The 19,513-nt window shown below is 57.1% G+C and carries 19 protein-coding genes; 6 read left to right on the top strand and 13 right to left on the bottom strand.

The features are described from left to right. The first annotated feature begins 94 nt into the window (after nucleotides 1–94). Together ROLI_RS03385 and ROLI_RS03380 are read left to right on the top strand one after the other, a co-directional pair. On the top strand, nucleotides 95–1,009 hold the full coding sequence (locus ROLI_RS03385) for a sulfite exporter TauE/SafE family protein (RefSeq protein WP_187430507.1): 915 nt from the start codon (nucleotides 95–97) through the stop codon (nucleotides 1,007–1,009). A 2-nt stretch (nucleotides 1,010–1,011) separates the two neighbouring features. Continuing rightward, the gene (locus ROLI_RS03380) at nucleotides 1,012–1,782 is read left to right on the top strand and encodes a TIGR02186 family protein (protein WP_187430506.1); all 771 of its coding nucleotides are present in this window, start codon (nucleotides 1,012–1,014) and stop codon (nucleotides 1,780–1,782) included. A gap of 45 nt (nucleotides 1,783–1,827) precedes the next feature. Here ROLI_RS03380 and ROLI_RS03375 read toward each other — a convergent pair whose 3' ends face one another. From ROLI_RS03375 to ROLI_RS03350, 6 genes are all read right to left on the bottom strand, one after another. Further along, a complete protein-coding gene (locus tag ROLI_RS03375) occupies nucleotides 1,828–2,529 on the bottom strand; it encodes an SDR family oxidoreductase (protein WP_187430505.1) in 702 nt (233 codons plus the stop codon). Continuing rightward, nucleotides 2,526–4,070 (bottom strand): ATP-dependent RecD-like DNA helicase, encoded by a 1,545-nt coding sequence (locus ROLI_RS03370; RefSeq protein ID WP_187430504.1) that lies wholly within the window; start codon nucleotides 4,068–4,070, stop codon nucleotides 2,526–2,528. The genes ROLI_RS03375 and ROLI_RS03370 overlap by 4 nt, the downstream gene beginning before the upstream one ends. Before the next feature lie 91 nt (nucleotides 4,071–4,161). After that, a complete protein-coding gene (locus ROLI_RS03365) occupies nucleotides 4,162–4,827 on the bottom strand; it encodes an acyl-homoserine-lactone synthase (RefSeq protein WP_187430503.1) in 666 nt (221 codons plus the stop codon). A 128-nt stretch (nucleotides 4,828–4,955) separates the two neighbouring features. Next, nucleotides 4,956–5,675: an autoinducer binding domain-containing protein gene (locus tag ROLI_RS03360; protein ID WP_187430502.1), complete on the bottom strand. Its 720-nt coding sequence runs from the start codon at nucleotides 5,673–5,675 to the stop codon at nucleotides 4,956–4,958. A gap of 370 nt (nucleotides 5,676–6,045) precedes the next feature. Then, entirely contained in the window at nucleotides 6,046–7,326 is a 1,281-nt protein-coding gene (gene ccrA / locus ROLI_RS03355) for a crotonyl-CoA carboxylase/reductase (RefSeq protein ID WP_187430501.1), read from the bottom strand. A 150-nt stretch (nucleotides 7,327–7,476) separates the two neighbouring features. After that, nucleotides 7,477–8,847: a 1-acyl-sn-glycerol-3-phosphate acyltransferase gene (locus ROLI_RS03350; RefSeq protein WP_187430500.1), complete on the bottom strand. Its 1,371-nt coding sequence runs from the start codon at nucleotides 8,845–8,847 to the stop codon at nucleotides 7,477–7,479. A gap of 45 nt (nucleotides 8,848–8,892) precedes the next feature. Between ROLI_RS03350 and ROLI_RS03345 the strand changes: the two genes are divergently transcribed. From ROLI_RS03345 to deoD, 3 genes are all read left to right on the top strand, one after another. After that, nucleotides 8,893–9,486, top strand: coding sequence for a GNAT family N-acetyltransferase (locus ROLI_RS03345; protein ID WP_187430499.1), 594 nt, complete (start codon nucleotides 8,893–8,895; stop codon nucleotides 9,484–9,486). A 98-nt stretch (nucleotides 9,487–9,584) separates the two neighbouring features. Then, a complete protein-coding gene (locus tag ROLI_RS03340; protein ID WP_187430498.1) occupies nucleotides 9,585–11,552 on the top strand; it encodes a protein meaA in 1,968 nt (655 codons plus the stop codon). An 84-nt stretch (nucleotides 11,553–11,636) separates the two neighbouring features. Continuing rightward, entirely contained in the window at nucleotides 11,637–12,341 is a 705-nt protein-coding gene (gene deoD / locus ROLI_RS03335) for a purine-nucleoside phosphorylase (protein ID WP_187430497.1), read from the top strand. A 3-nt stretch (nucleotides 12,342–12,344) separates the two neighbouring features. On the opposite strand, the gene ROLI_RS03330 is transcribed toward deoD, so the two are convergent. The 7 genes from ROLI_RS03330 to ROLI_RS03300 form a co-directional block, all read right to left on the bottom strand. After that, entirely contained in the window at nucleotides 12,345–13,190 is an 846-nt protein-coding gene (locus tag ROLI_RS03330; protein WP_187430496.1) for a DUF1989 domain-containing protein, read from the bottom strand. A gap of 432 nt (nucleotides 13,191–13,622) precedes the next feature. Beyond that, entirely contained in the window at nucleotides 13,623–14,402 is a 780-nt protein-coding gene (locus ROLI_RS03325; protein ID WP_187430495.1) for a succinate dehydrogenase iron-sulfur subunit, read from the bottom strand. Nucleotides 14,403–14,421: 19 nt separating this feature from the next. Continuing rightward, nucleotides 14,422–14,751, bottom strand: coding sequence for a hypothetical protein (locus ROLI_RS03320; RefSeq protein WP_187430494.1), 330 nt, complete (start codon nucleotides 14,749–14,751; stop codon nucleotides 14,422–14,424). Between the two features lie 106 nt (nucleotides 14,752–14,857). Continuing rightward, nucleotides 14,858–16,663 carry a succinate dehydrogenase flavoprotein subunit gene (sdhA, locus tag ROLI_RS03315; protein WP_187430493.1) on the bottom strand — a complete coding sequence of 602 codons (1,806 nt, stop codon included), beginning with the start codon at nucleotides 16,661–16,663 and terminating at the stop codon, nucleotides 14,858–14,860. A gap of 55 nt (nucleotides 16,664–16,718) precedes the next feature. Then, complete coding sequence (sdhD, locus tag ROLI_RS03310) at nucleotides 16,719–17,090, bottom strand: succinate dehydrogenase, hydrophobic membrane anchor protein (RefSeq protein ID WP_187430492.1); 372 nt, start codon at nucleotides 17,088–17,090, stop codon at nucleotides 16,719–16,721. Between the two features lie 10 nt (nucleotides 17,091–17,100). Then, nucleotides 17,101–17,484 carry a succinate dehydrogenase, cytochrome b556 subunit gene (gene sdhC / locus ROLI_RS03305; RefSeq protein WP_187430491.1) on the bottom strand — a complete coding sequence of 128 codons (384 nt, stop codon included), beginning with the start codon at nucleotides 17,482–17,484 and terminating at the stop codon, nucleotides 17,101–17,103. A gap of 134 nt (nucleotides 17,485–17,618) precedes the next feature. Next, nucleotides 17,619–18,305, bottom strand: coding sequence for a DUF1194 domain-containing protein (locus tag ROLI_RS03300; RefSeq protein WP_187430490.1), 687 nt, complete (start codon nucleotides 18,303–18,305; stop codon nucleotides 17,619–17,621). 582 nt (nucleotides 18,306–18,887) lie between these two features. Between ROLI_RS03300 and ROLI_RS03295 the strand changes: the two genes are divergently transcribed. Further along, nucleotides 18,888–19,496 carry a dimethylsulfoniopropionate lyase gene (locus ROLI_RS03295; RefSeq protein ID WP_262386532.1) on the top strand — a complete coding sequence of 203 codons (609 nt, stop codon included), beginning with the start codon at nucleotides 18,888–18,890 and terminating at the stop codon, nucleotides 19,494–19,496. Nucleotides 19,497–19,513: the final 17 nt, after the last annotated feature.

Genomic DNA, 19,513 nt, shown 5'->3' with positions numbered 1-19,513 from the left:
TCTTAAGTCCAGAATCGCGATTTATATCGGTCCTGATCGCTGCACGGCAGCAATCAGCATTGATTTCATGCCCGTCTGTGCTTTAACAAAACCCATGCAGATTTACCTTCCTATCGCCGAACTATCGGTAAACGCCTTTCTATTATTGGGGCTGGGAGGAATCGTCGGCGTTTTATCGGGCATGTTTGGTGTCGGCGGCGGCTTCCTGATGACGCCGCTTCTCTTCATGATCGGCATCCCGCCCGCGGTCGCGGTGGCGACTGAGGCAAACCAGATCGTGGCATCCTCCTTTTCCGGCGTCCTGGCGCATCTCAAACGTAAAACCGTCGACCTCAAGATGGGCACTGTCCTCCTTGTCGGCGGTCTCGTCGGGGCCGGATTGGGCGTCATCGTGTTCAACTATCTCAAGGCACAAGGCCAGGTCGACCTGCTGGTCAAGCTTTGCTACGTTGTGTTTCTGGGCGTGATCGGCGGGTTGATGTTCATCGAAAGCCTCAACGCGATCCGCAACACCAAGGCGGGCAAGGCCCCGGTGCGCAAGAAACATAATTGGATCCACGGTCTGCCCTTCAAAATGCGATTCCGCGTATCGGGTCTCTATATCTCTGTCATCCCCCCCCTTCTGGTCGGTGTTTCGGTTGGCATTCTGGCGGCCATCATGGGCGTGGGTGGCGGCTTCATCATGGTGCCTGCGATGATCTACCTCCTGGGCATGCCCACAAAGGTGGTGGTTGGGACCTCGCTGTTCCAGATCATCTTTGTGACCGCCTTCACCACGCTTTTACACGCCACAACCAACTTCACGGTGGACATCGTCCTGGCCGTCTTGCTGCTGGTGGGCGGTGTCATCGGTGCGCAGATCGGCACCCGCATTGGCGTGAAAATGAAGGCTGAACAGCTGCGCATCTGGCTTGCGGTCATGGTGCTCGCGGTCTGTGGCAAACTCGCGCTTGATCTGCTGCTGATGCCATCGGAGCTTTACTCCATCGGCGCGGCGTCGGGGCATTGAGCATGTCATGGCGTCTCTTCGGTGTGCTGCTGAGCGTCACGCTTCTCCTCACCACTCCGATCCGAGCCGAGGAAGTCGTCCTTGGCCTCAGCAAGGATAAGGTGTCGATCACAACCAGCTTTGATGGCTCCGACATCCTGATTTTCGGGGCGGTCAAACGCGAAGAGGCGATCCCGGACGGCCCCCCCCTTGAGGTCATCGTGACCGTGGCTGGCCCCTCCACGCCCCTGACTGTGCGGCGCAAGGAAAAACGGCTCGGCATCTGGGTTAACGTAGATGCCGTGGAGGTCGACCGTGCCCCAAGCTTTTACGCCGTTCAAACCAGCGGCCCCCTGCGCGACGTGCTCAAAGACGTCGAAGACCTGCGCCACCGCATATCGGTTCCACGCGCCATTCGCTCGGTCGGGGCTCCGGCAACCATTCAGGATTCCGAGAGCTTTACCGAAGCCCTGATTCGTATCCGAAGTCGGTCCGATCTTTACCAACTACGTGAGGGTGCGGTTACCGTCAGCGAACAAACCCTGTTCCGCACCGCCGTGCGCCTGCCCGCAGCGCTGACCGAAGGCGATTATGCCACGCGCATTTTTCTGACCCGCGACGGCAACGTGATCTCGAGTTACGAAACGACCATCGACGTCCAAAAGGTCGGCATGGAGCGCTGGCTCTTTGAGCTCTCGCGCAACCAGCCGCTGCTCTATGGCCTGATGTCGATTGGGATCGCCATCGCCGCCGGTTGGGGTGCCTCCGCCGTCTTCCGTATTTTTCGGGCCTGATCCGCGCGCGCCGTAAGGTGGGCTTTCAGGCCACCTTCTTTCCCTTCAGCCCCGCCCGATATAGGGCATACGCGTCGCCATGACGGTCATGAATTGCACATTCGCCTCTGTCGGCATCTCAGCCATATGCAGGACAGAGCGCGCGGCATTGCCCACATCCATTGTCTCTGTCCCCGGTTGCGACGCCTTAAGCTGCCTGAGCAAATCCGTCTCTGCGTTACCGATGTCGATTTGACCGCAGGCAATATTGAACGACCGCCCATCCAGAGACAGCGTCTTGGTAAGGCCGGTCACCGCATGTTTCGTCGTGGTGTAACAGACCGAATTGGGCCGTGGCACATGCGCGGACAATGATCCGTTGTTGATGATCCGCCCGCCCTGGGGGTCCTGCGCGCGCATCTTCATAAAGGCCAGGCGGGCCGCAATGAACATACCGCCGATGTTGACCTGCATCACCTGCGCCCAATCCTCCAACGTGATCTCATCAATGGTGGCCGATGGCCCAAACAAACCAGCATTGTTGAACAGAACGTCGATATGCCCGAAAGCCTCAAAAGCAGCCTGCATGCCGTTCGCGTCGCTCACATCGGCTGGCAACGGCACAGCTGTGTCATATTGATCCGCCAAAGCCTCCAACCGATCCGCACGGCGCGCGATCAGACCGACGCGCCAACCGGCGTCCAAAAACACCTTGGCGGTGGCATGCCCAATCCCCGAACTGGCCCCTGTAATGATGATCGATTTCATAAAACTTCCTCCGATGGGGGCTGTGCTAGCGACAGGTGTGCCGCCGGGAGTGCCCGCAAATCATCCACAATCAACGGTCCTGTGGGCATCGACAGGCGGTTGCGCACCACCCAGATCAGCCGCTCTTGCGCCCGCGTGATCGCTACATAGGCCAGACGTTTCCAAAGCGGCTGTCCCGCCTCCGAGCGCCCCATCCGCGCCGCCGCATAAAGATCCGGCGCAAAGACCTGTACCGTGTCCCACTGGCTGCCCTGCGCTTTATGGATCGTGACGGCGGCACCGTGCAGAAAGGTCGCGCCCATCCGCGCGGCAAAAGGGATGAATGGCTCTTCTTCATCAGGTTTTTCGATTTTGACGATCGAGGCCGCCGAGACCTGCGGATCTTCTGCACTCATCACATGCAAGCGGCTGAAGCCGGGCTTGCGTCCCTCTCCCAGGAAAATCACCTGCGCGCCTTTGATCAACCCGCGCGCCTCCAGATCGAGACGTTTCTTGCGGTGTTTCAAGGGCAGTTCCAGCCCGTCACAAATGAGTGGCTCGCCTTCCAGCAAGGCATCCTCCGGAGCACCGTGGACCCGGCGAAACGCATTGATCAGACGGATGCGCGTGGCATTGCGCCAGACCAGAACCGGGCTGCGCGCCATCAGGTCGACCTCGACGCGCTGACCCCAGATGACACGATCATCGCGCGCCGCCGCCTGCTCAACCATATTTTCAAACTGCTCGAAACTGAGATCGGGATCGCCCAGCGCATGCGCAAGATCAAGAATCGGGTTATCTGCGTCCTGTCGGTGAATTCGGCTGAGCTCCAGCACCCTGTTTGAGGGTAATTTTTCAAATACCATCGTGCCGGATTGATTGACAGGCGCAAGCTGTGCCGGATCGCCAAACAACAACAAGGTCGGAAAAATTTCCTTGAGGTCTTCGAACTGCTTGTCATCCAGCATGGAGGATTCATCCACGAAGCCAATGTCCAAAGGCTCCTCACGTCGCTTCCAGCCGGTAATAAAATCCGATCCACGCAACCCCGCCGCTGCCAATGCGCCCGGAATTGATTTGTTGCTCGCATAAAACGCCACGGCGCGATCCAACGCGATGTCGCTCAGCCCCTCAATCTCGGGGCGATCATCGCCACCTGTGGCCAGCCATTCCGCCAATTGCTCATATTGGGGGTCATAAACCGGCGTATAGAGAATACGGTGAATCGTCGTGGCCGGGACCCCGCGCAGGCGCAGAACACTGGCGGCCTTATTGGTGGGCGCGAGAATAGCAAGCGAACGTTTGTCCCGGCGCTTGCGCGATTCGTAATCGCCTGAAACGACTTCGACACCGGCACTTTGCAGCGCTTTGTAAAGCTCCGCGAGCAATAGGGTTTTGCCCGACCCCGCCTTGCCCGTGACCGCCATCACCGATGTGGCGGCACCTTTTGGCGGCGTTAAAAGCTGATCATTCAGATCAACCCCTGCGCTGCGCAGGACATCGGCGACGCGATCAAAGGCGGCGGCCTGATCATCAGAAAATATGAGAGCAGAGCTGGTCATGGCGCGACCCTACAAGGGGATCGCACCGGGAACCAGATCAATTGCCGTCACCCCCCGCCCCGCTTTGGCGCGCGGGTACGGATCGCCGTGCTCAGGCGCACATCTTGAATTCGACCGGGGCCGGTGTGGGCACATAATTCCGGTTGAAAGAGGCACGGAACCAGTCTTTTGACATCTCACGGGTGATACCAACCCGTGCCAGATTGCGCTCGATCGTTTTAGGCGTGATTTCCCATGTCCCCACGGCAATACGATCCCCCGCAGCATCCATTTGCGGATCGACACCCAACACATCGGCATCAATGTAGCTGAGGCTGAAAACGCGGTTCATTTTTTCAAAAAACACGCCGACGAAATGCTCCAGCGCGAATTCATCCATCAACTCGCCCGCTGCGACAACGAGGGCCGCCGTAGCCTTGCGATCTGCGCGCGGCGAGATACAAAAGCGCGTGCATTCCCAGATCAACGGGCTTTGGATTTTTACGCCCCCGGTCAGATGGCCAAAATGATCGTTGACCATGGTTTCACCCACCGTCGGCATCATCCGCATAGAGCCGCCGTGCGTGCCGTCGGGCATTTCCCAGATGATATAAAGCGGGTTCAGCGCGTCATAGCCATCCATCTCATGACCGTTTTCATCTACTGTGACCGCATCCCATCCCAGGCGGTTGGCGAATTGGGCAGCGCGGTCGCGGAACATTGTGTCGCGCAGTTTCGGAAAATTGGCGAGATCGGTTCCGTAGATGTAATGCAGCATGTTGCGTCTCCAGCGTTGTGTTTGACACAATCTGGGGTATTTTTATTAACGCTGGCTTTTTTGGGCGTGCGGTTGGCTTTCCCGAATCTTAGGGGACCGTGCAAGCACAGCTACGTCTTGTTAAGGTTTCAGGCGACGATCAGACCGCTGTTGATGGCGCGCGCCACCGCGTGGGTGGTGTTCAAAGCGCCAAGCTTATGGCGCGCGGATTCGATATAGACGCGCAATGTATGCTCTGAAATCTTCATGTGATGCGCGGCCTGAACCCGGCTGAGACCCCGCGCAAGATATGTCAGTGCACTCAATTCGCGCGGTGACAGTTTGCCCAACATCTGGTCGGCGCCGCGCTCTTCGAATTCCAGGCCTTTCTTGTTGAACTCATAAGCAATGATCATGAAATCGCGTTTGTATTCGCGAATGAAAACATCCCAATCATCGTCTTCTCTTGCGTCATTGATGCTCAGAACCGCGTATTGTCCACTTGGTCCTCTGATCGGAATTGCGAGCCCCTGCGCGCCCACACCGTGATCCATCGCGTCTTTCAGGAAGCCCTTTACGGCCTTGGAGGACCAATCAAGGTCTTTCCAGTTTACTGGGTCAAATCGCTGAAAACAGCCCAGAACAACCGGATCGATCTTGTTGTAGTCCTTCTCTACGTAGCGTTCGGCCCATTCGGGGCTATACGTCCCAGCTCCATAGTTTTCACCAACGCTATTGACCCAATAATAGACCACATGCTTGACGTCATAAACGTCTCGCATGCGGAACGTGACGCGGTAGAGTTTGTCAAGCGTGTCCGCTTGATCCAATTCCTCCAAAATCGCTTCTGCTCGATTGGTCGTCACCATTTGTGTTGCCCTGCGTTCTATCGTGAAGGGCGGCGATCTCGGCGAGAGCAACAATTGCTGTGTCGTCCAACTGCTCGGCAAGTACCGGCAAGTCATTCGCAGTTGCAAAAGTTTTCAGGTCCGTCAGAACGTCCAGTATCCAGTCACTTCTCATATCAGACTCGCCTTTTATAGGTTAATTTCGAACTAACACAACTCTAACATGTGAAAGGCTGGTCCGAAATTCGCATTTATATACTCCCCAGAAATAGTGAGGCCCAAAATGCTAAGTGTCTGAAACGATAGAAATACACACGTATAACGAGAAACGCCCGCTCCCAATATACATGAGTCGCGGGCGTTAGTCATTGCAAACGTTAACGGTGTCTTGTTAACGCTTCGCCTCTAGCGCGTCTTCCAGGGTGCGCAACCCTGTCGTCGGGGCCTGAACCAGAACCGACATGTTCCCCGGCTTGTGCTCATTGCGCAGCATCTTCATATGAGCCTGTGGCAGGTCCGCCCAGCTGAAGACTTCGGACATGCAAGGGTCCAACCGGCGCTCCAGCATCAGATTATTCGCAGCCGAGGCTTGCTTGAGATGGGCAAAGTGACTCCCCTGCAACCGCTTTTGGTGCATCCACATGTAACGGACGTCAAACGTCAGGTTGAACCCTGTCGTACCCGCACATATCACGACCATGCCGCCTTTTTTCACCACAAAAGTCGAGACCGGGAAGGTGGCCTCACCGGGGTGCTCGAACACCATGTCAACGTTTACACCCTTGCCCGTGATGTCCCAAATCGCTTTGCCAAACTTGCGCGCCTCCTTGAACCAGACCGCATATTCGGGCGTGTTCACGGTGGGCATCTGGCCCCAGCAATCGAAATCCTTGCGGTTCAAGACGCCCTTTGCCCCCAGGTCCATCACGAACTGGCGCTTGCTTTCATCCGAAATCACGCCGATCGCGTTGGCCCCGGCGGTATTGATCAATTGGATCGCATAGGAGCCAAGCCCCCCTGACGCGCCCCAGACCAGAACGTTCTGACCGGGTTTCAGATCATGCGGCTCATGGCCAAACAACATCCGATATGCCGTCGCAAGCGTCAGCGTGTAACACGCGCTTTCTTCCCAGGTCAGATGCTTGGGACGCGGCATCAGCTGCTGGCTCTGTACGCGAGTGAATTGCGCAAAGGAGCCATCGGGGGTCTCATAGCCCCAAATCCGTTGGCTGGGCGAATACATCGGATCGCCGCCGTTACAATGCTCGTCATCGCCATCATCCTGGTTGCAATGCACGACCACCTCATCGCCGACCTTCCAGCGCGTTACACGATCCCCGACCGCCCAAACGATACCGGAAGCGTCCGAGCCACAAATCTGATAGGGTTCGCCGTGACCGTCAAACGGGCTGATGGGTTGACCCAACGCGGCCCAAACGCCGTTGTAATTCACACCAGCCGCCATCACCAAGACAAGCACGTCATGGCTGTCCAGTTCCGGGACATCCACAACTTCCTCCAGCATGGCGGTATCCGGCTCGCCGTGGCGTTCGCGACGGATGGCCCAAGCGTACATCTGCTTGGGCACATGACCCATGGGGGGCATTTCCCCCATGTCATAGAGGTCCTTTTGGGGTGCGTCATATTGCGCGATCGTCGTGTCCAGTGCCATTCCAGCCTCCAGCTTTTAAAAATCGTTCCATATTCAATCGCGCTGCAGCGCAGAACCGCAACGTCATGACGATTGGATAGGACCTGTTGCGCAATATTGCAACATCCCAGAGATCATTTTTGTAATTTTATAACCGAGCAGCCGCAGCAATTACGCTGCACTCGCATCATCGGGGAAACGATGCGCGATGGAATTGGCGTAAAAGGCAATCACCGATATCTGGTCAGGGATAACACGCCAGCCTTCTGACGTCTCTTCGATCACCTTATGGTTTTTCAATTGAATCAACGCCTGTTCGACTGCCATTGGCAGGTTTTCGCAGATTTGGGCTGGCATCCTGTCACGTAGGTCCGGCAGGTCTCGCTCCAGGGTCATGACAAGATCACCTAAGGAGATTGCCTCGCTCTGGCGCGCTAAAACCCGCGCGACCAGGGGCACAGACAAGACCGGCATCACCTCCTCGATACGCGCCATCATAGTGTGAGCAAGATCATCAACCGTGTCACCCGCCCCCCATGAACGCAACGATAGAGGCTCACCAAAAACTACTGCTGCTGTCCCAAAGCGGGTGATACGACCCCGCAGCCCTTGCCAGAATTTGGACAGAATAAAGCGAACTACAACCGAAATACGCGCGCCAAACCGGCGATCTCCGCGCGCGGCGGCCGCAATCAAGACGCGATCTTCCAACACGCGATCATAGTTGATCGCCACCGGCACAAAGACGACGTCACGCCCTTCCTCGCGATCAAACCCTTCCAGCACATAGCTCAGCAGACCCACGCGCGGAGGCATCAGACGCCCGTTCAGGCTCAAGCCACCCTCGGGGAAAATCGCCTGTGCTACACCGCCCGCCGTGGCCAGTTGAACATACCGCGCCAGCACCTTGCGATAAAGCCCCCCGCGCGATTTGCGTCGGATGAAATAGGCCCCCGTCATCCGGATCAGACGGCTGAGCGGCCAGACCCGCGCCCATTCCCCAACCGCATAAGACAAGGCGGAGGTGCGCGCGGCCAGATAGGTGACCAGCACGTAATCCATATTGGAACGGTGGTTCATGATAAAAACAATCGTGGCGTCTTTGGGGATGCTCTGGATCACCGCGTCATTGTTTGGACCCGTCCAGACCGTATAGATGGAACGCACCAAAAGCCGCGCCATACGGATGCCAAATCCGAAATAGGTAAAGGCACTGAAACTTGGCACGATCTCGCGGGCATAGACGCGCGCACGCTCAAAGCCAACGTTTTCGGGTACATTGTTATTCTTGGCATAGGTGACAACTTCGCGCGTCACCTCCGGGTCATAGATCAGCCGCTGGATCATATCGTAGCGCCGCGCCAGCTTGAACGGTTCAATCGGGCGCGTCAGACGGGTGTTGAGACGTGTAACAGCACGTTCCAGACGGCGGCGAAAAAACCAGCGCACCGACGGAAACAGAAAATGCGACGCAAAAGTGACCGCCGCAAAGAGCACTATCAGCACAAAAAGCCAAAGAGGGATTTCCACGATCTGCGACATGATCTGACCCTTGCAGGCCCGCACGACAAGGACAATATAAAAAGGATGGAATTTGTCATCACGCCCGGATTTTGCCCCGACGAACACGATCAGGTTGCAGCACTTTACTGGCAGGCCTTTGGCGCCAAGCTGGGTCGGGTGCTGGGACCGCACAAACGGGCAAAAGCGTTCCTGTGCCAGGTCATGGATCCGGAATTTGCCCTTGTGGCACGCAACGCCCACGGGGAGATTCTGGGCATTGCCGGGTTCAAAACGGCGCAGGGTGCGTTGGTCGGTGGTGAATATAGTGACCTCAAACAATTCTACGGCGACTGGGGTGGGCTTTGGCGCGGGCTACTCTTGACGGTTCTGGAACGCGATGTGGAACCTGACATCCTGCTGATGGATGGCATTTGCGTGGAGGCCACGGCGCGTGGATTGGGTCTGGGGACCGCATTGCTCGAAACGATCAAACAACACGCCCGCAGTCTGGGCAAATCCGCCGTCCGGCTGGATGTCATCAACACCAACCCGCGCGCAAAAGCGCTTTATATGCGTTGCGGCTTTGAGGCGACAAAAACAGAAAACACCGGCCTCTTTCGATTTGTTTTCCGATTCGACTCCGCGACGCAGATGCTCTGGCACACCACAAAAGCTTGACGCATCATGCCGCAATGCAGCGAATTGACACCGGTATATTATTTCAAGTATCAACACATCAACGTAATTAAATTACCCAAATGAGTCGTGAGGTTCCTATGTCCAATGCCGCAAAAGATCGACCCTGGCTGATCCGAACCTATGCCGGACATTCAACCGCGCAAGCGTCCAACGCGCTTTATCGCTCGAACCTGGCCAAAGGACAAACCGGGCTATCGGTGGCCTTCGATCTGCCGACGCAAACCGGGTATGACAGCGACCATATTCTGGCGCGCGGTGAGGTTGGCAAGGTTGGCGTCCCGGTCAGCCATCTGGGTGATATGCGCACGCTGTTTAATGATATCCCGCTTGATCAGATGAATACCTCGATGACAATTAATGCCACCGCACCCTGGCTGCTGGCGCTTTATATCGCCGTCGCCGAAGAACAGGGGGCGGATGTGTCTGCCCTTCAAGGGACCGTGCAAAACGATCTGATCAAGGAATACCTTAGCCGGGGGACCTATATCTGCCCGCCCGCACCCAGCCTCAAGATGATCGCGGATGTGGCCGAATATTGTTACACGAACGTGCCCAAATGGAACCCGATGAATGTCTGCTCCTACCATTTGCAAGAGGCGGGCGCGACGCCGGAACAGGAGTTGGCTTTTGCGCTGGCCACCGCCACGGCCGTGCTCGATGCGCTCAAACCGCGCGTACCGGCAGAGGATTTCCCCGCATTGGTGGGGCGTATTTCGTTCTTCGTGAACGCGGGCATCCGTTTCGTGACGGAGATGTGCAAAATGCGTGCATTCGTCGACCTGTGGGATGAAATCTGTTTGGAACGTTACGGTGTCGAGGACCCGAAATACCGCCGATTCCGTTATGGCGTGCAGGTGAACAGCCTCGGGTTGACCGAACAACAGCCCGAAAACAACGTCTATCGCATCCTCATCGAAATGCTCGCCGTCACGCTCTCCAAAAAGGCCCGTGCGCGCGCCGTGCAATTGCCCGCCTGGAACGAAGCGCTTGGCCTGCCACGTCCCTGGGATCAGCAATGGTCGATGCGCATGCAGCAGATCATGGCTTATGAGACCGACCTGCTGGAATTTGATGACCTGTTTGACGGCAACCCGGCCGTGGATGCCAAGGTCGAGGCCCTCAAGGAGGGTGCACGCGCCGAGCTTGCCAATCTCGACGGTATGGGCGGTGCCATTGAGGCCATTGATTACATGAAAGCGCGTCTTGTGGACAGCAACGCGGACCGTCTGGGCCGGATCGAGGCCGGTGAAACCATCGTCGTTGGCGTGAACAAATGGACGCAGGGCGAACCGTCCCCCTTGATGACCGGCGATGGTGGTATCATGATCGTCGACCCAGCGGTCGAGGCCGAGCAGATCGCGCGACTGGACGCCTGGCGCGATGCGCGTGACGCAGATGTCGTAAAAAGGGCGCTAGCCGATCTTCGCGCCGCCGCCGCCGAAGGGCGCAACGTTATGGAACCCTCGATTGCAGCGGCCAGGGCCGGTGTCACGACGGGCGAATGGGCCGCGCAGATGCGTGCGGTGCACGGCGAATACCGCGGGCCGACGGGCGTGTCCGGATCACGCTCCAACAAGACCGAAGGCCTCGATGATCTGCGTGATGCCGTGGATGTGGTCAGCGATAAACTGGGGCGGCGGTTGAAGTTTCTGGTCGGCAAACCCGGCCTTGATGGTCACTCCAACGGGGCCGAACAAATCGCCGTGCGCGCGCGCGATTGCGGCATGGACATCGCCTATGAGGGCATTCGCCTGACGCCCGCCGAAATCGTCGCCGCAGCACTTGAGGATGAAGCCCATGTCGTCGGCCTGTCGATCCTGTCAGGCAGCCACATTCCCCTGGTCGAGGACCTGATGGAGCAGATGCGCGCGGCGGGCCTGGGCAATATACCGGTGATCGTCGGTGGTATCATCCCGGATGATGACGCGGAGCGGCTGCGCGCCATGGGCGTGGCGCGGGTCTACACGCCAAAGGACTTCGAGCTGAACACAATCATGATGGACATCGTGACCCTGGTCGATCCACAGGCGGTTGCCGCAGAATAAACCGTACGTCACAGCGGTGTTTTTTCCTTGTTCCCAAACCTCTGCACATGCAAGTTGCGCGCGACCAAGAAAAGGACGCAAAACATGACCATCCACATTGGTGCCGCGCCCGGTGATATTGCCGAAACCGTTCTGATGCCGGGCGATCCTTACCGCGCGCGATGGGCCGCCGAAACCTTTTTGACCGACGCGCGGTTGGTCAATGAAGTGCGCGGTATGCTCGGATTTACCGGCACCTACAAAGGCGAGCGCGTCACCATCCAGGGTTCTGGTATGGGCATGCCATCGCTTTCGATCTACGCGAATGAATTGATTTCACAGTATAATGTGCAAAGTTTGATCCGCATCGGTTCCTGTGGCGGGATGCAGGAGCATGTGGCGGTGCGTGATGTGATCATCGCCATGTCGGCCAGCACGATCACGTCGCCCTCATCGGGCATTTTCCGTGAGGTGAATTACGCGCCTACTGCCAATTTTGATCTCCTGGCCGCCGCCGTCGCAGCCGCAAAGGCCAAAGGGACAAAGACCCATGTGGGCGGCATTTATTCCTCAGATGTGTTTTACTCGGAACGCCCCGATCTCGATGAGCAGATGGTGCGGCATGGCATTTTGGGCGTGGAAATGGAAGCCGCTGAACTCTATACCTTGGCGTCGCGTCACGGGCGACGCGCCCTCGCCATCCTCACCGTCAGCGATCATTTGCAAACCGGGGAAGCTCTGCCAGCAGAGGATCGCGAAAAAACCTTTGGCGATATGGTCGAAATTGCGCTCGACGCGGCTTTTGCCTAGGCGCTAAATGCCGTGCGTGCGGTCATATTGGTTAGCAACAGGCGGATTCCAATGCGTCAAAGTGGCTGCCTCCGGTGCAAACACCTCTACTAATAACGGATAGCACGCCGCCGTATCGCTGGAATGTTCGGATGAACAATCGCCCCCCGGACAGGCGCTCAGATTACCCAGCAGTTCAATTTCAGCAAAAAATTCCAGGTAATCCCCAGGCCGCACCGGCGAGGCTTTCATGAAATATTGGCCGGTATCACGTGTAAAACCCGTGCACATGAACACGTTGAGTACGTCATGCACATGCGGTTCCGCCTTGCGGCGCGACACTCCTAAATGATCCGCCAAAGACCGCGTGAGGTTTGAATGGCAACAGTGATGATACTGCCCGCCGCCCGACAAAAGCGCGTGGGTATAGGGGTCACAGCGCGTTCCGATCACGTCATGTACTGAACCGCCAAAGGCATCGATACCGTACCAGCCCAGCGTGTCATGGGTGATCGTGGCCATTGGCCGCAAATGCGGGAAACTCGACCACATGCGTTGCCCGGTTGTGATATGCGTTCCGTGCAGGGCCCTGGTTTTACCCGAATAAAATCGCTCGCTCAGATCATGCGCGTTGAACAGGTTCAAATCGCCCACCTGCGGCCCCTCAATGCTGGAAATACGAAAAAAACACCCCGCTGGCACCGAAAAACAACGCGCCTCGCGCGCCGGAACCAGAACCTCGCCCTGCTTCGTCAGGCTCTCGCGGGCGGCTTGGTAAAGAGGCATATCCGGCGCTGGCAAGGTCTCGACGGGATAACAGATCACCGGTTTGATCGCGCGGCGCGCCTGCGCATCTGCGGGTTGTATCATTGCCATCTCCTATAGACCTCAGTTCTACACCATCAAACCGGGGGCAGGTCAGATTTGCAATCGCGCGGCGGGCCTTTCTGTGCTGTGTAGGCCTCGGCACCACAGGCCGCACATCGGTATTTTCTCAAGCTGCCGCGATCTCCACGACGATCCTCACGCCACCGACATCGCCGCGTTGCCCGGTTCCGGCGCGCATAGATCGCAACCGCGACAAATGCGATAAGCAGTCCGATTATGATGTGCATAAGCGCACCCTAGCCCAAAAACCATGCGGCCACATTTGCATGCGCCGGTAGACGTCCGGCATTTTCAAATGCGCATTCTGCGATGACCCATCACATTTTAAAACGCGCTCGCATCAGAATAAACAGATGGATCACCGCGCCCTGAGACACGATTCAATCCGCCCCATTTCCCTATGGCAAAAGGCCCTCAAACGCGGCGCTCAACCATCATTTTCTTGATGTTCGAGATGGCTTCGGCGGGGTTCAAACCCTTGGGACAGGTCTTGGCGCAATTCATGATCGTGTGACAGCGATAGAGTTTGAACGGATCTTCCAGTTCATCCAACCGTTCACCTGTCGCCTCATCTCGCGAATCGATGATCCAGCGGTAGGCATGGAGCAAAGCCGCCGGCCCAAGATACCGATCGCCGTTCCACCAATAGCTGGGACAGGACGTGGAACAACAGGCGCACATCACACATTCATAGAGGCCATCGAGTTTCTTGCGATCATCGATGGATTGCTTCCATTCCTTGGCCGGGCGGTTGGTCTTGGTCTCCAGCCACGGCATGATGGAGGCGTGCTGCGCATAAAAATGCGTCAGATCCGGGATCAGATCCTTGATCACGGGCATGTGCGGCAGCGGATAAATTTTCACATCGCCCTTCACCTCATCCATGCCATAGATGCACGCCAGCGTGTTGATCCCGTCGATGTTCATCGCACAGGACCCGCAGATCCCCTCGCGGCAGGAACGTCGGAAGGTCAGCGTCGGATCAATTTCGTTCTTAATCTTGATCAGCGCATCCAGCATCATCGGACCGCAGGAGTCCAGATCCACGAAATAGGTGTCCACCCGCGGATTTTCACCGTCATCCGGGTTCCAGCGATAGATCGAGAATTTCTTGAGGTTGTTCGCGCCTTCCGGCTTGGGCCAGGTCTTGCCCTTGGTCATGCGGGAATTCTTGGGAAGCGTCAGTTGAACCATGTCGGGTCTCCTGTCTGGGCTAAAAACTTGCAAGGGCGGCCGGAGCAGCGGCACGCAGGCAATTTTGGGTTTGAGGTCGCGTCAGGACCGATTTAATCGTTGCAGCAGTGTTCTCATCCGCCCCCGTGACCGCATCGGCGGCCAGGGATTGCACCTCGCTCGCATCGGCGTTGTCGATGACGCAATTGGTAAAGGGTTGAAACAACTGCTTTGGCACTTGCGGAAAGTAAATCGCGAGGGCTTCGGGCATCACGGTTTTGGCCGCATCGCGACCAACCTGATCCGTGGTTTGCTGGATCGCGGCGCAGCCCGAAATAGTCAAAATCAGCGGCAAGGAAAAACGGATCATGATGCCCTCTTTATCAATTGGAAATGGATCGACCCCATCGCGGATCTGACTGTTGCAGAAGCCATTGCTGCAAGCGACACAAGAAATACATCACTCTGCATCTGGATCAGAACGTCCGCTGCTTTGGGGCGATCTTCTTGGGGTCGATCCCGCCGTCATTGTGGCTGGTCAACGGTTGCTCGTGCACGCCGCGATACCCCAGCATCGCTTTGCTGCCTTTGAACCAGATCAGCGAGTGTTTGCGCCAGTTTTCATCGTCCCGTGTCGGATGATCCTCATGGGCGTGCGCCCCTCGGCTTTCCTTGCGCGCCTCTGCCCCGGTGATCGTTGCCACCGCATTGGGAATGAGGTTTGCCAGTTCCAGCGTCTCCATCAGGTCGGAATTCCACACAAGGCTGCGATCGGTCACGCCGACATCCGCCCATTTGCCCGCAACGTCTTCCATCGCGGTCTTGCCCTCGGCCAGTGTCTCATTGGCGCGGAAAACGGCGGCGTCCTTCTGCATGGTCTGTTGCATTTCAAGGCGCAACTCAGCCGTCGGCATGTGCCCCTTGGCGTGGCGCGTGTTGTCAAAGCGATCAAGGGCCGCCTCAACGGAAGCCATGTTCGGTTTCGGCACAGCACTGTCAGGGTCCACAATCTTGCCCGCGCGGATGGCGGCAGCGCGGCCAAAAACCACCAGATCAATCAGCGAATTGGACCCCAGACGGTTCGCCCCATGCACCGAGGCACATCCCGCCTCGCCCACGGCCATCAGGCCCGGGGACACGCGGTCAGGCGCATCCGTTGTCGGGGCCAAAACCTCACCCCAATAATTCGTCGGGATACCCCCCATATTATAATGCACGGTCGGCAGGACCGGGATCGGTTCCTTGTTGAGGTTCACCCCGGCAAAGATACGCGCGCTCTCCGAGATACCCGGCAGGCGCAGTTTCAACGTCTCCGGCGGCAGGTGGTTGAGGTTCAAATGAATATGGTCGCCGTTTTTGCCAACGCCGCGCCCCTCGCGGATTTCCATGGTCATGCAGCGTGACACATAATCGCGCGGCGCGAGGTCCTTATATTGGGGCGCATAGCGTTCCATGAAGCGCTCGCCTTCCGAGTTGGTCAGATACCCGCCTTCGCCGCGCGCGCCCTCAGTAATCAGACACCCCGCGCCATAAATACCGGTCGGGTGGAATTGGACAAACTCCATGTCCTGCAATGGCAAGCCGGCCCGCGCCGTCATCCCACCGCCATCGCCAGTACAGGTATGCGCAGAGGTCGCAGAGAAATACGCACGACCATAACCGCCGGTGGCCAGCACGACCATTTTCGCCGAGAATAAATGCAGCGTGCCATCATCCAATTTCCAGCACATCACACCCTGGCAAACGCCATCCTCGGACATGATCAGGTCGATGGCGAAATACTCGATATAGAATTCCGCATTATTCTTCAGCGACTGCCCATAAAGCGTGTGCAGGATCGCGTGGCCCGTCCGGTCGGCGGCCGCACAGGTACGCTGCACCGCAGGGCCTTCGCCAAATTCGGTGGTGTGCCCGCCAAAGGGGCGCTGGTAAATCTTGCCCTCTTCCGTGCGCGAAAACGGCACGCCGTAGTGCTCCAGCTCATAGACCGCCTTGGGGGCTTCGCGCGCGAGGTATTCCATCGCGTCTGTATCGCCAAGCCAGTCCGACCCCTTGACGGTGTCATACATATGCCACTGCCAATTATCCGGGCCCATGTTGGAGAGCGAGGCCGCGATCCCGCCCTGCGCGGCGACCGTGTGGGAGCGCGTCGGGAACACCTTGGTCACGCAGGCCGTGCGCAACCCCTGCTCCGCCATGCCCAGCGTTGCGCGCAAGCCTGCACCGCCAGCCCCGACAACCACCACGTCATATTCATGTGTTTCGTATTCATAAGCTGCCATGGAATTCTCTCCTGGTCTCAATTAAGCGGCGCAGGCCGAACCTGCGCAGCATTCTTCAAAGGGCGAGGCGCACGACTGCATAAAGGCCCACCGCCATCGCCGCATAGGACACACAGGTCATGGCGACCATTGCGATCTTCTGGGCCAAACCATGCACATAGTCCTCGATCAGCGCCTGCACACCGCTGGCGAAATGTTTGAACGTCACGATGATGGTCAATCCTGCAACCACCGCCGGGAACGGGCGATTGAAGGTGACGGTGACCTCTTCATAGGATGCGCCCAGCATAGGCCCGAAAGTAAAGACAAACAGCGGAATCAGGATCAGCAGCGCGCCCGAACTTACGGTCATTGACCAGTGATGTTCGGTTCCGGTTTTCGCGGATCCCATGCCCATGGCGCGTTTGCGGTCGGTCAGATAGCTCATGTCGCCCCCTTCAGATGATCACAATGGTGAGCAGGGTCAGCAGCACCGAGCCGCCGATCACCGCGTAGCCAAGTTTATAGGCTGTTTCCAGATCAAGGCCGACGCCCTGATCCCAGATCAGATGGCGCACACCCGCAAGCGTATGATACCACAAACCCCAAAGCGACAGGGTCATGACCAAATCACCAAACCAACTGGTCAGAACCGCATCGGCAAGCGCGAAATATTCCGGCGAACTTGCCGCCGCCAGAAACCACCAGACAACCAGCAGCGAGGAAACCAGCAAGGCATTGCCCGTGATCCGCGTCAGGATGGAGGTCATTGAGGTCAGTTGTGGGCGATAAATCGAAATATGCGGCGACAAGGGGCGGTTGCCCCGATTGACATCAGCCATGGTAGATTCCTTTTGTTCCCTGTTGTGTCTTTTATACTTTATTGCGCTCTTGTCACCTACCCCAACCGGGTTGAGGCGCGGTTAATTGGCGCGGAGGCTACATAATTTCCGCATTTACCGCAATTGTGATCACACTAATCCAACGTGTGATCACGTTGATGCAAATCACTTAATTGCCTTGTGGTCTCGCGCTGCAATTTGCGCCGGATCTGGGCCGGGTAATCCTCAAAACCCCGCGCCGTCATGACAAAAGCCCCCTCACCCAGGATCAGGTTCTCGTAAAACCACGCCGTCAGATCATCCTCATCGGTCTCAATCGCCAGCGCATTGATTGTAACCCCCATCGCACCAAGGGCTGCATGACGCTCAAAGGGCATGATCCCTTCATTTGAAACCCCATCACCCGACAGGTCAATAACCTTGCGTTTACAATGGCCAAGCCCCGCTAAAGCGTCTTCGGCGGCGATGAGCGCCTCGCCAATAGCTGTGGAATAATTGCGCCAAACCCGGCTGTTCGTACCGATTTCATTGGCCAGCGCATAGACATCCGCCGCCGATGACATCCCGCGCCAGGGGATCGTCTGGCGCTGGCGCGAGGACCCTGTCCATTGGATGAGCGTTACCTGTGCCTCCTGCTCAATCAAAGCATCCACCACGACTCCGTCGCGCAGTGCCGCCGCCAGCCCTTGCATCTGGATATCATATTCACGCGCATCCACCGATCCCGATACATCCACCGCCAGCACCAGTGCAAGCTGGCAGGCCGCTGCCGCACGTGCGCAGACCATAAAAGTCGCAAGGATCAGGCAAAAACACTTCATGACATGATCTTAACGGCAACCACGCAGTTTGCCGACCCCTATCGGCTCAAGGTTTCCATCGCAGCCCAGCCTTGCTCAACCGAGGACATATCCGCCGCAAACCGGAACCAATGCCCGCCGCCGGTCTGGTCCCAACGTCGCGAAATCGGATGCCCCGCCAGATGACAATAAAGCAGCGTGCCAACGCCCCCGTGCCCGGTAAAAATCAGCGGGATGTCGGGATGTTCCAGCCCTGCACCGACACATCGGGCTGCGCATAAAACGCATCCGCCAGAGCCTCAAAAGCGGCGCGGGGAATTTCTGACGCTTTCGCAGGTCTCACGGGGCTGCGCGTTTGGGCGACAAGCAACGCATCTGCGATTGTGCGCAGAAGAAAGACCTGAGCGCCCTTTTCGTAACAAAACAAACACAGCAACAAGAATATCGGCGACTTGCCACCCGGTTTTGGCGCAACTTTCTGTTCTTGCACGCAACACCTAAAACGCTTCTAAGCCGCAGAGTTGGTTTGCAAATTTGAGCTAAGCGACACATGCTGCTGCATGCGAAATATCGACAACGAAGCGTGCCTGATGGAGTTCAGATATGGCCATGCGTAACCATGCACTGCAAATCTTCTTAGACGCTGCAAAAAATGCGTTTTCTGCGCAGGCGAAAGACCCGCGCGCGATACAATCTATCAACCACATATTTGCCAAGCTGACACTGGTGGCGCCTCAATCCACGCCAAATGGAACACAACTGCCAATTTGCCGCTATCTCGAGGATTTTTCAAATCCAGCAAAATTTGACGAACCGGTACTGCGAAAACTGATAGCATGCTTCTTTGAACTGGAACCGCAACTTGTCTGGCACCAACGCGAAGGCAATTGGGACGGTGCAAGTGAGAATTTTGCAGACACCCATGCAAATGCGGTTTTGGTTGGTCCGAAGGGGCTCGAGCAAAGAGAAGATGTCTGGCTCGGCGTCTCTCTGCTTGGACCAAATGTTCAGTACCCCGACCACAGGCACACGCCCGAAGAAACTTACCTTGTTCTGGGAGAGGGAGGATTTTGTCAGGGTCATAACGACTGGGTCCATGTAACAACCGGCGAAACCTTCTTTAATCCCTATAATATAATTCACTCCATGCGCACACAGGCACGCCCCCTGCTTGCTTTTTGGGCGTTAAAAGAAAAACCGGGCACCGCGTGAAATTGCTGCATAATACA

This window comes from Roseobacter fucihabitans (assembly GCF_014337925.2).
In the GTDB taxonomy this organism is placed as follows: Bacteria; Pseudomonadota; Alphaproteobacteria; order Rhodobacterales; family Rhodobacteraceae; genus Roseobacter; species Roseobacter fucihabitans.
The sequence above is the reverse complement of the archived record's forward strand: the minus strand, read 5'-3'. Positions and strand labels throughout refer to the sequence as shown.

What these genes read in the sequence shown, in the direction of transcription:
- ROLI_RS03385 (WP_187430507.1), top strand. Translation starts at nt 95, where the DNA reads ATGCAGATTTACCTTCCTATCGCCGAACTATCGGTAAACGCCTTTCTA.
- ROLI_RS03380 (WP_187430506.1), top strand. Translation starts at nt 1,012, where the DNA reads ATGTCATGGCGTCTCTTCGGTGTGCTGCTGAGCGTCACGCTTCTCCTC.
- ROLI_RS03375 (WP_187430505.1), bottom strand. Translation starts at nt 2,529, where the DNA reads ATGAAATCGATCATCATTACAGGGGCCAGTTCGGGGATTGGGCATGCC.
- ROLI_RS03370 (WP_187430504.1), bottom strand. Translation starts at nt 4,070, where the DNA reads ATGACCAGCTCTGCTCTCATATTTTCTGATGATCAGGCCGCCGCCTTT.
- ROLI_RS03365 (WP_187430503.1), bottom strand. Translation starts at nt 4,827, where the DNA reads ATGCTGCATTACATCTACGGAACCGATCTCGCCAATTTTCCGAAACTG.
- ROLI_RS03360 (WP_187430502.1), bottom strand. Translation starts at nt 5,675, where the DNA reads ATGGTGACGACCAATCGAGCAGAAGCGATTTTGGAGGAATTGGATCAA.
- ccrA (WP_187430501.1), bottom strand. Translation starts at nt 7,326, where the DNA reads ATGGCACTGGACACGACGATCGCGCAATATGACGCACCCCAAAAGGAC.
- ROLI_RS03350 (WP_187430500.1), bottom strand. Translation starts at nt 8,847, where the DNA reads ATGTCGCAGATCGTGGAAATCCCTCTTTGGCTTTTTGTGCTGATAGTG.
- ROLI_RS03345 (WP_187430499.1), top strand. Translation starts at nt 8,893, where the DNA reads ATGGAATTTGTCATCACGCCCGGATTTTGCCCCGACGAACACGATCAG.
- ROLI_RS03340 (WP_187430498.1), top strand. Translation starts at nt 9,585, where the DNA reads ATGTCCAATGCCGCAAAAGATCGACCCTGGCTGATCCGAACCTATGCC.
- deoD (WP_187430497.1), top strand. Translation starts at nt 11,637, where the DNA reads ATGACCATCCACATTGGTGCCGCGCCCGGTGATATTGCCGAAACCGTT.
- ROLI_RS03330 (WP_187430496.1), bottom strand. Translation starts at nt 13,190, where the DNA reads ATGATACAACCCGCAGATGCGCAGGCGCGCCGCGCGATCAAACCGGTG.
- ROLI_RS03325 (WP_187430495.1), bottom strand. Translation starts at nt 14,402, where the DNA reads ATGGTTCAACTGACGCTTCCCAAGAATTCCCGCATGACCAAGGGCAAG.
- ROLI_RS03320 (WP_187430494.1), bottom strand. Translation starts at nt 14,751, where the DNA reads ATGATCCGTTTTTCCTTGCCGCTGATTTTGACTATTTCGGGCTGCGCC.
- sdhA (WP_187430493.1), bottom strand. Translation starts at nt 16,663, where the DNA reads ATGGCAGCTTATGAATACGAAACACATGAATATGACGTGGTGGTTGTC.
- sdhD (WP_187430492.1), bottom strand. Translation starts at nt 17,090, where the DNA reads ATGAGCTATCTGACCGACCGCAAACGCGCCATGGGCATGGGATCCGCG.
- sdhC (WP_187430491.1), bottom strand. Translation starts at nt 17,484, where the DNA reads ATGGCTGATGTCAATCGGGGCAACCGCCCCTTGTCGCCGCATATTTCG.
- ROLI_RS03300 (WP_187430490.1), bottom strand. Translation starts at nt 18,305, where the DNA reads ATGAAGTGTTTTTGCCTGATCCTTGCGACTTTTATGGTCTGCGCACGT.
- ROLI_RS03295 (WP_262386532.1), top strand. Translation starts at nt 18,888, where the DNA reads ATGGCCATGCGTAACCATGCACTGCAAATCTTCTTAGACGCTGCAAAA.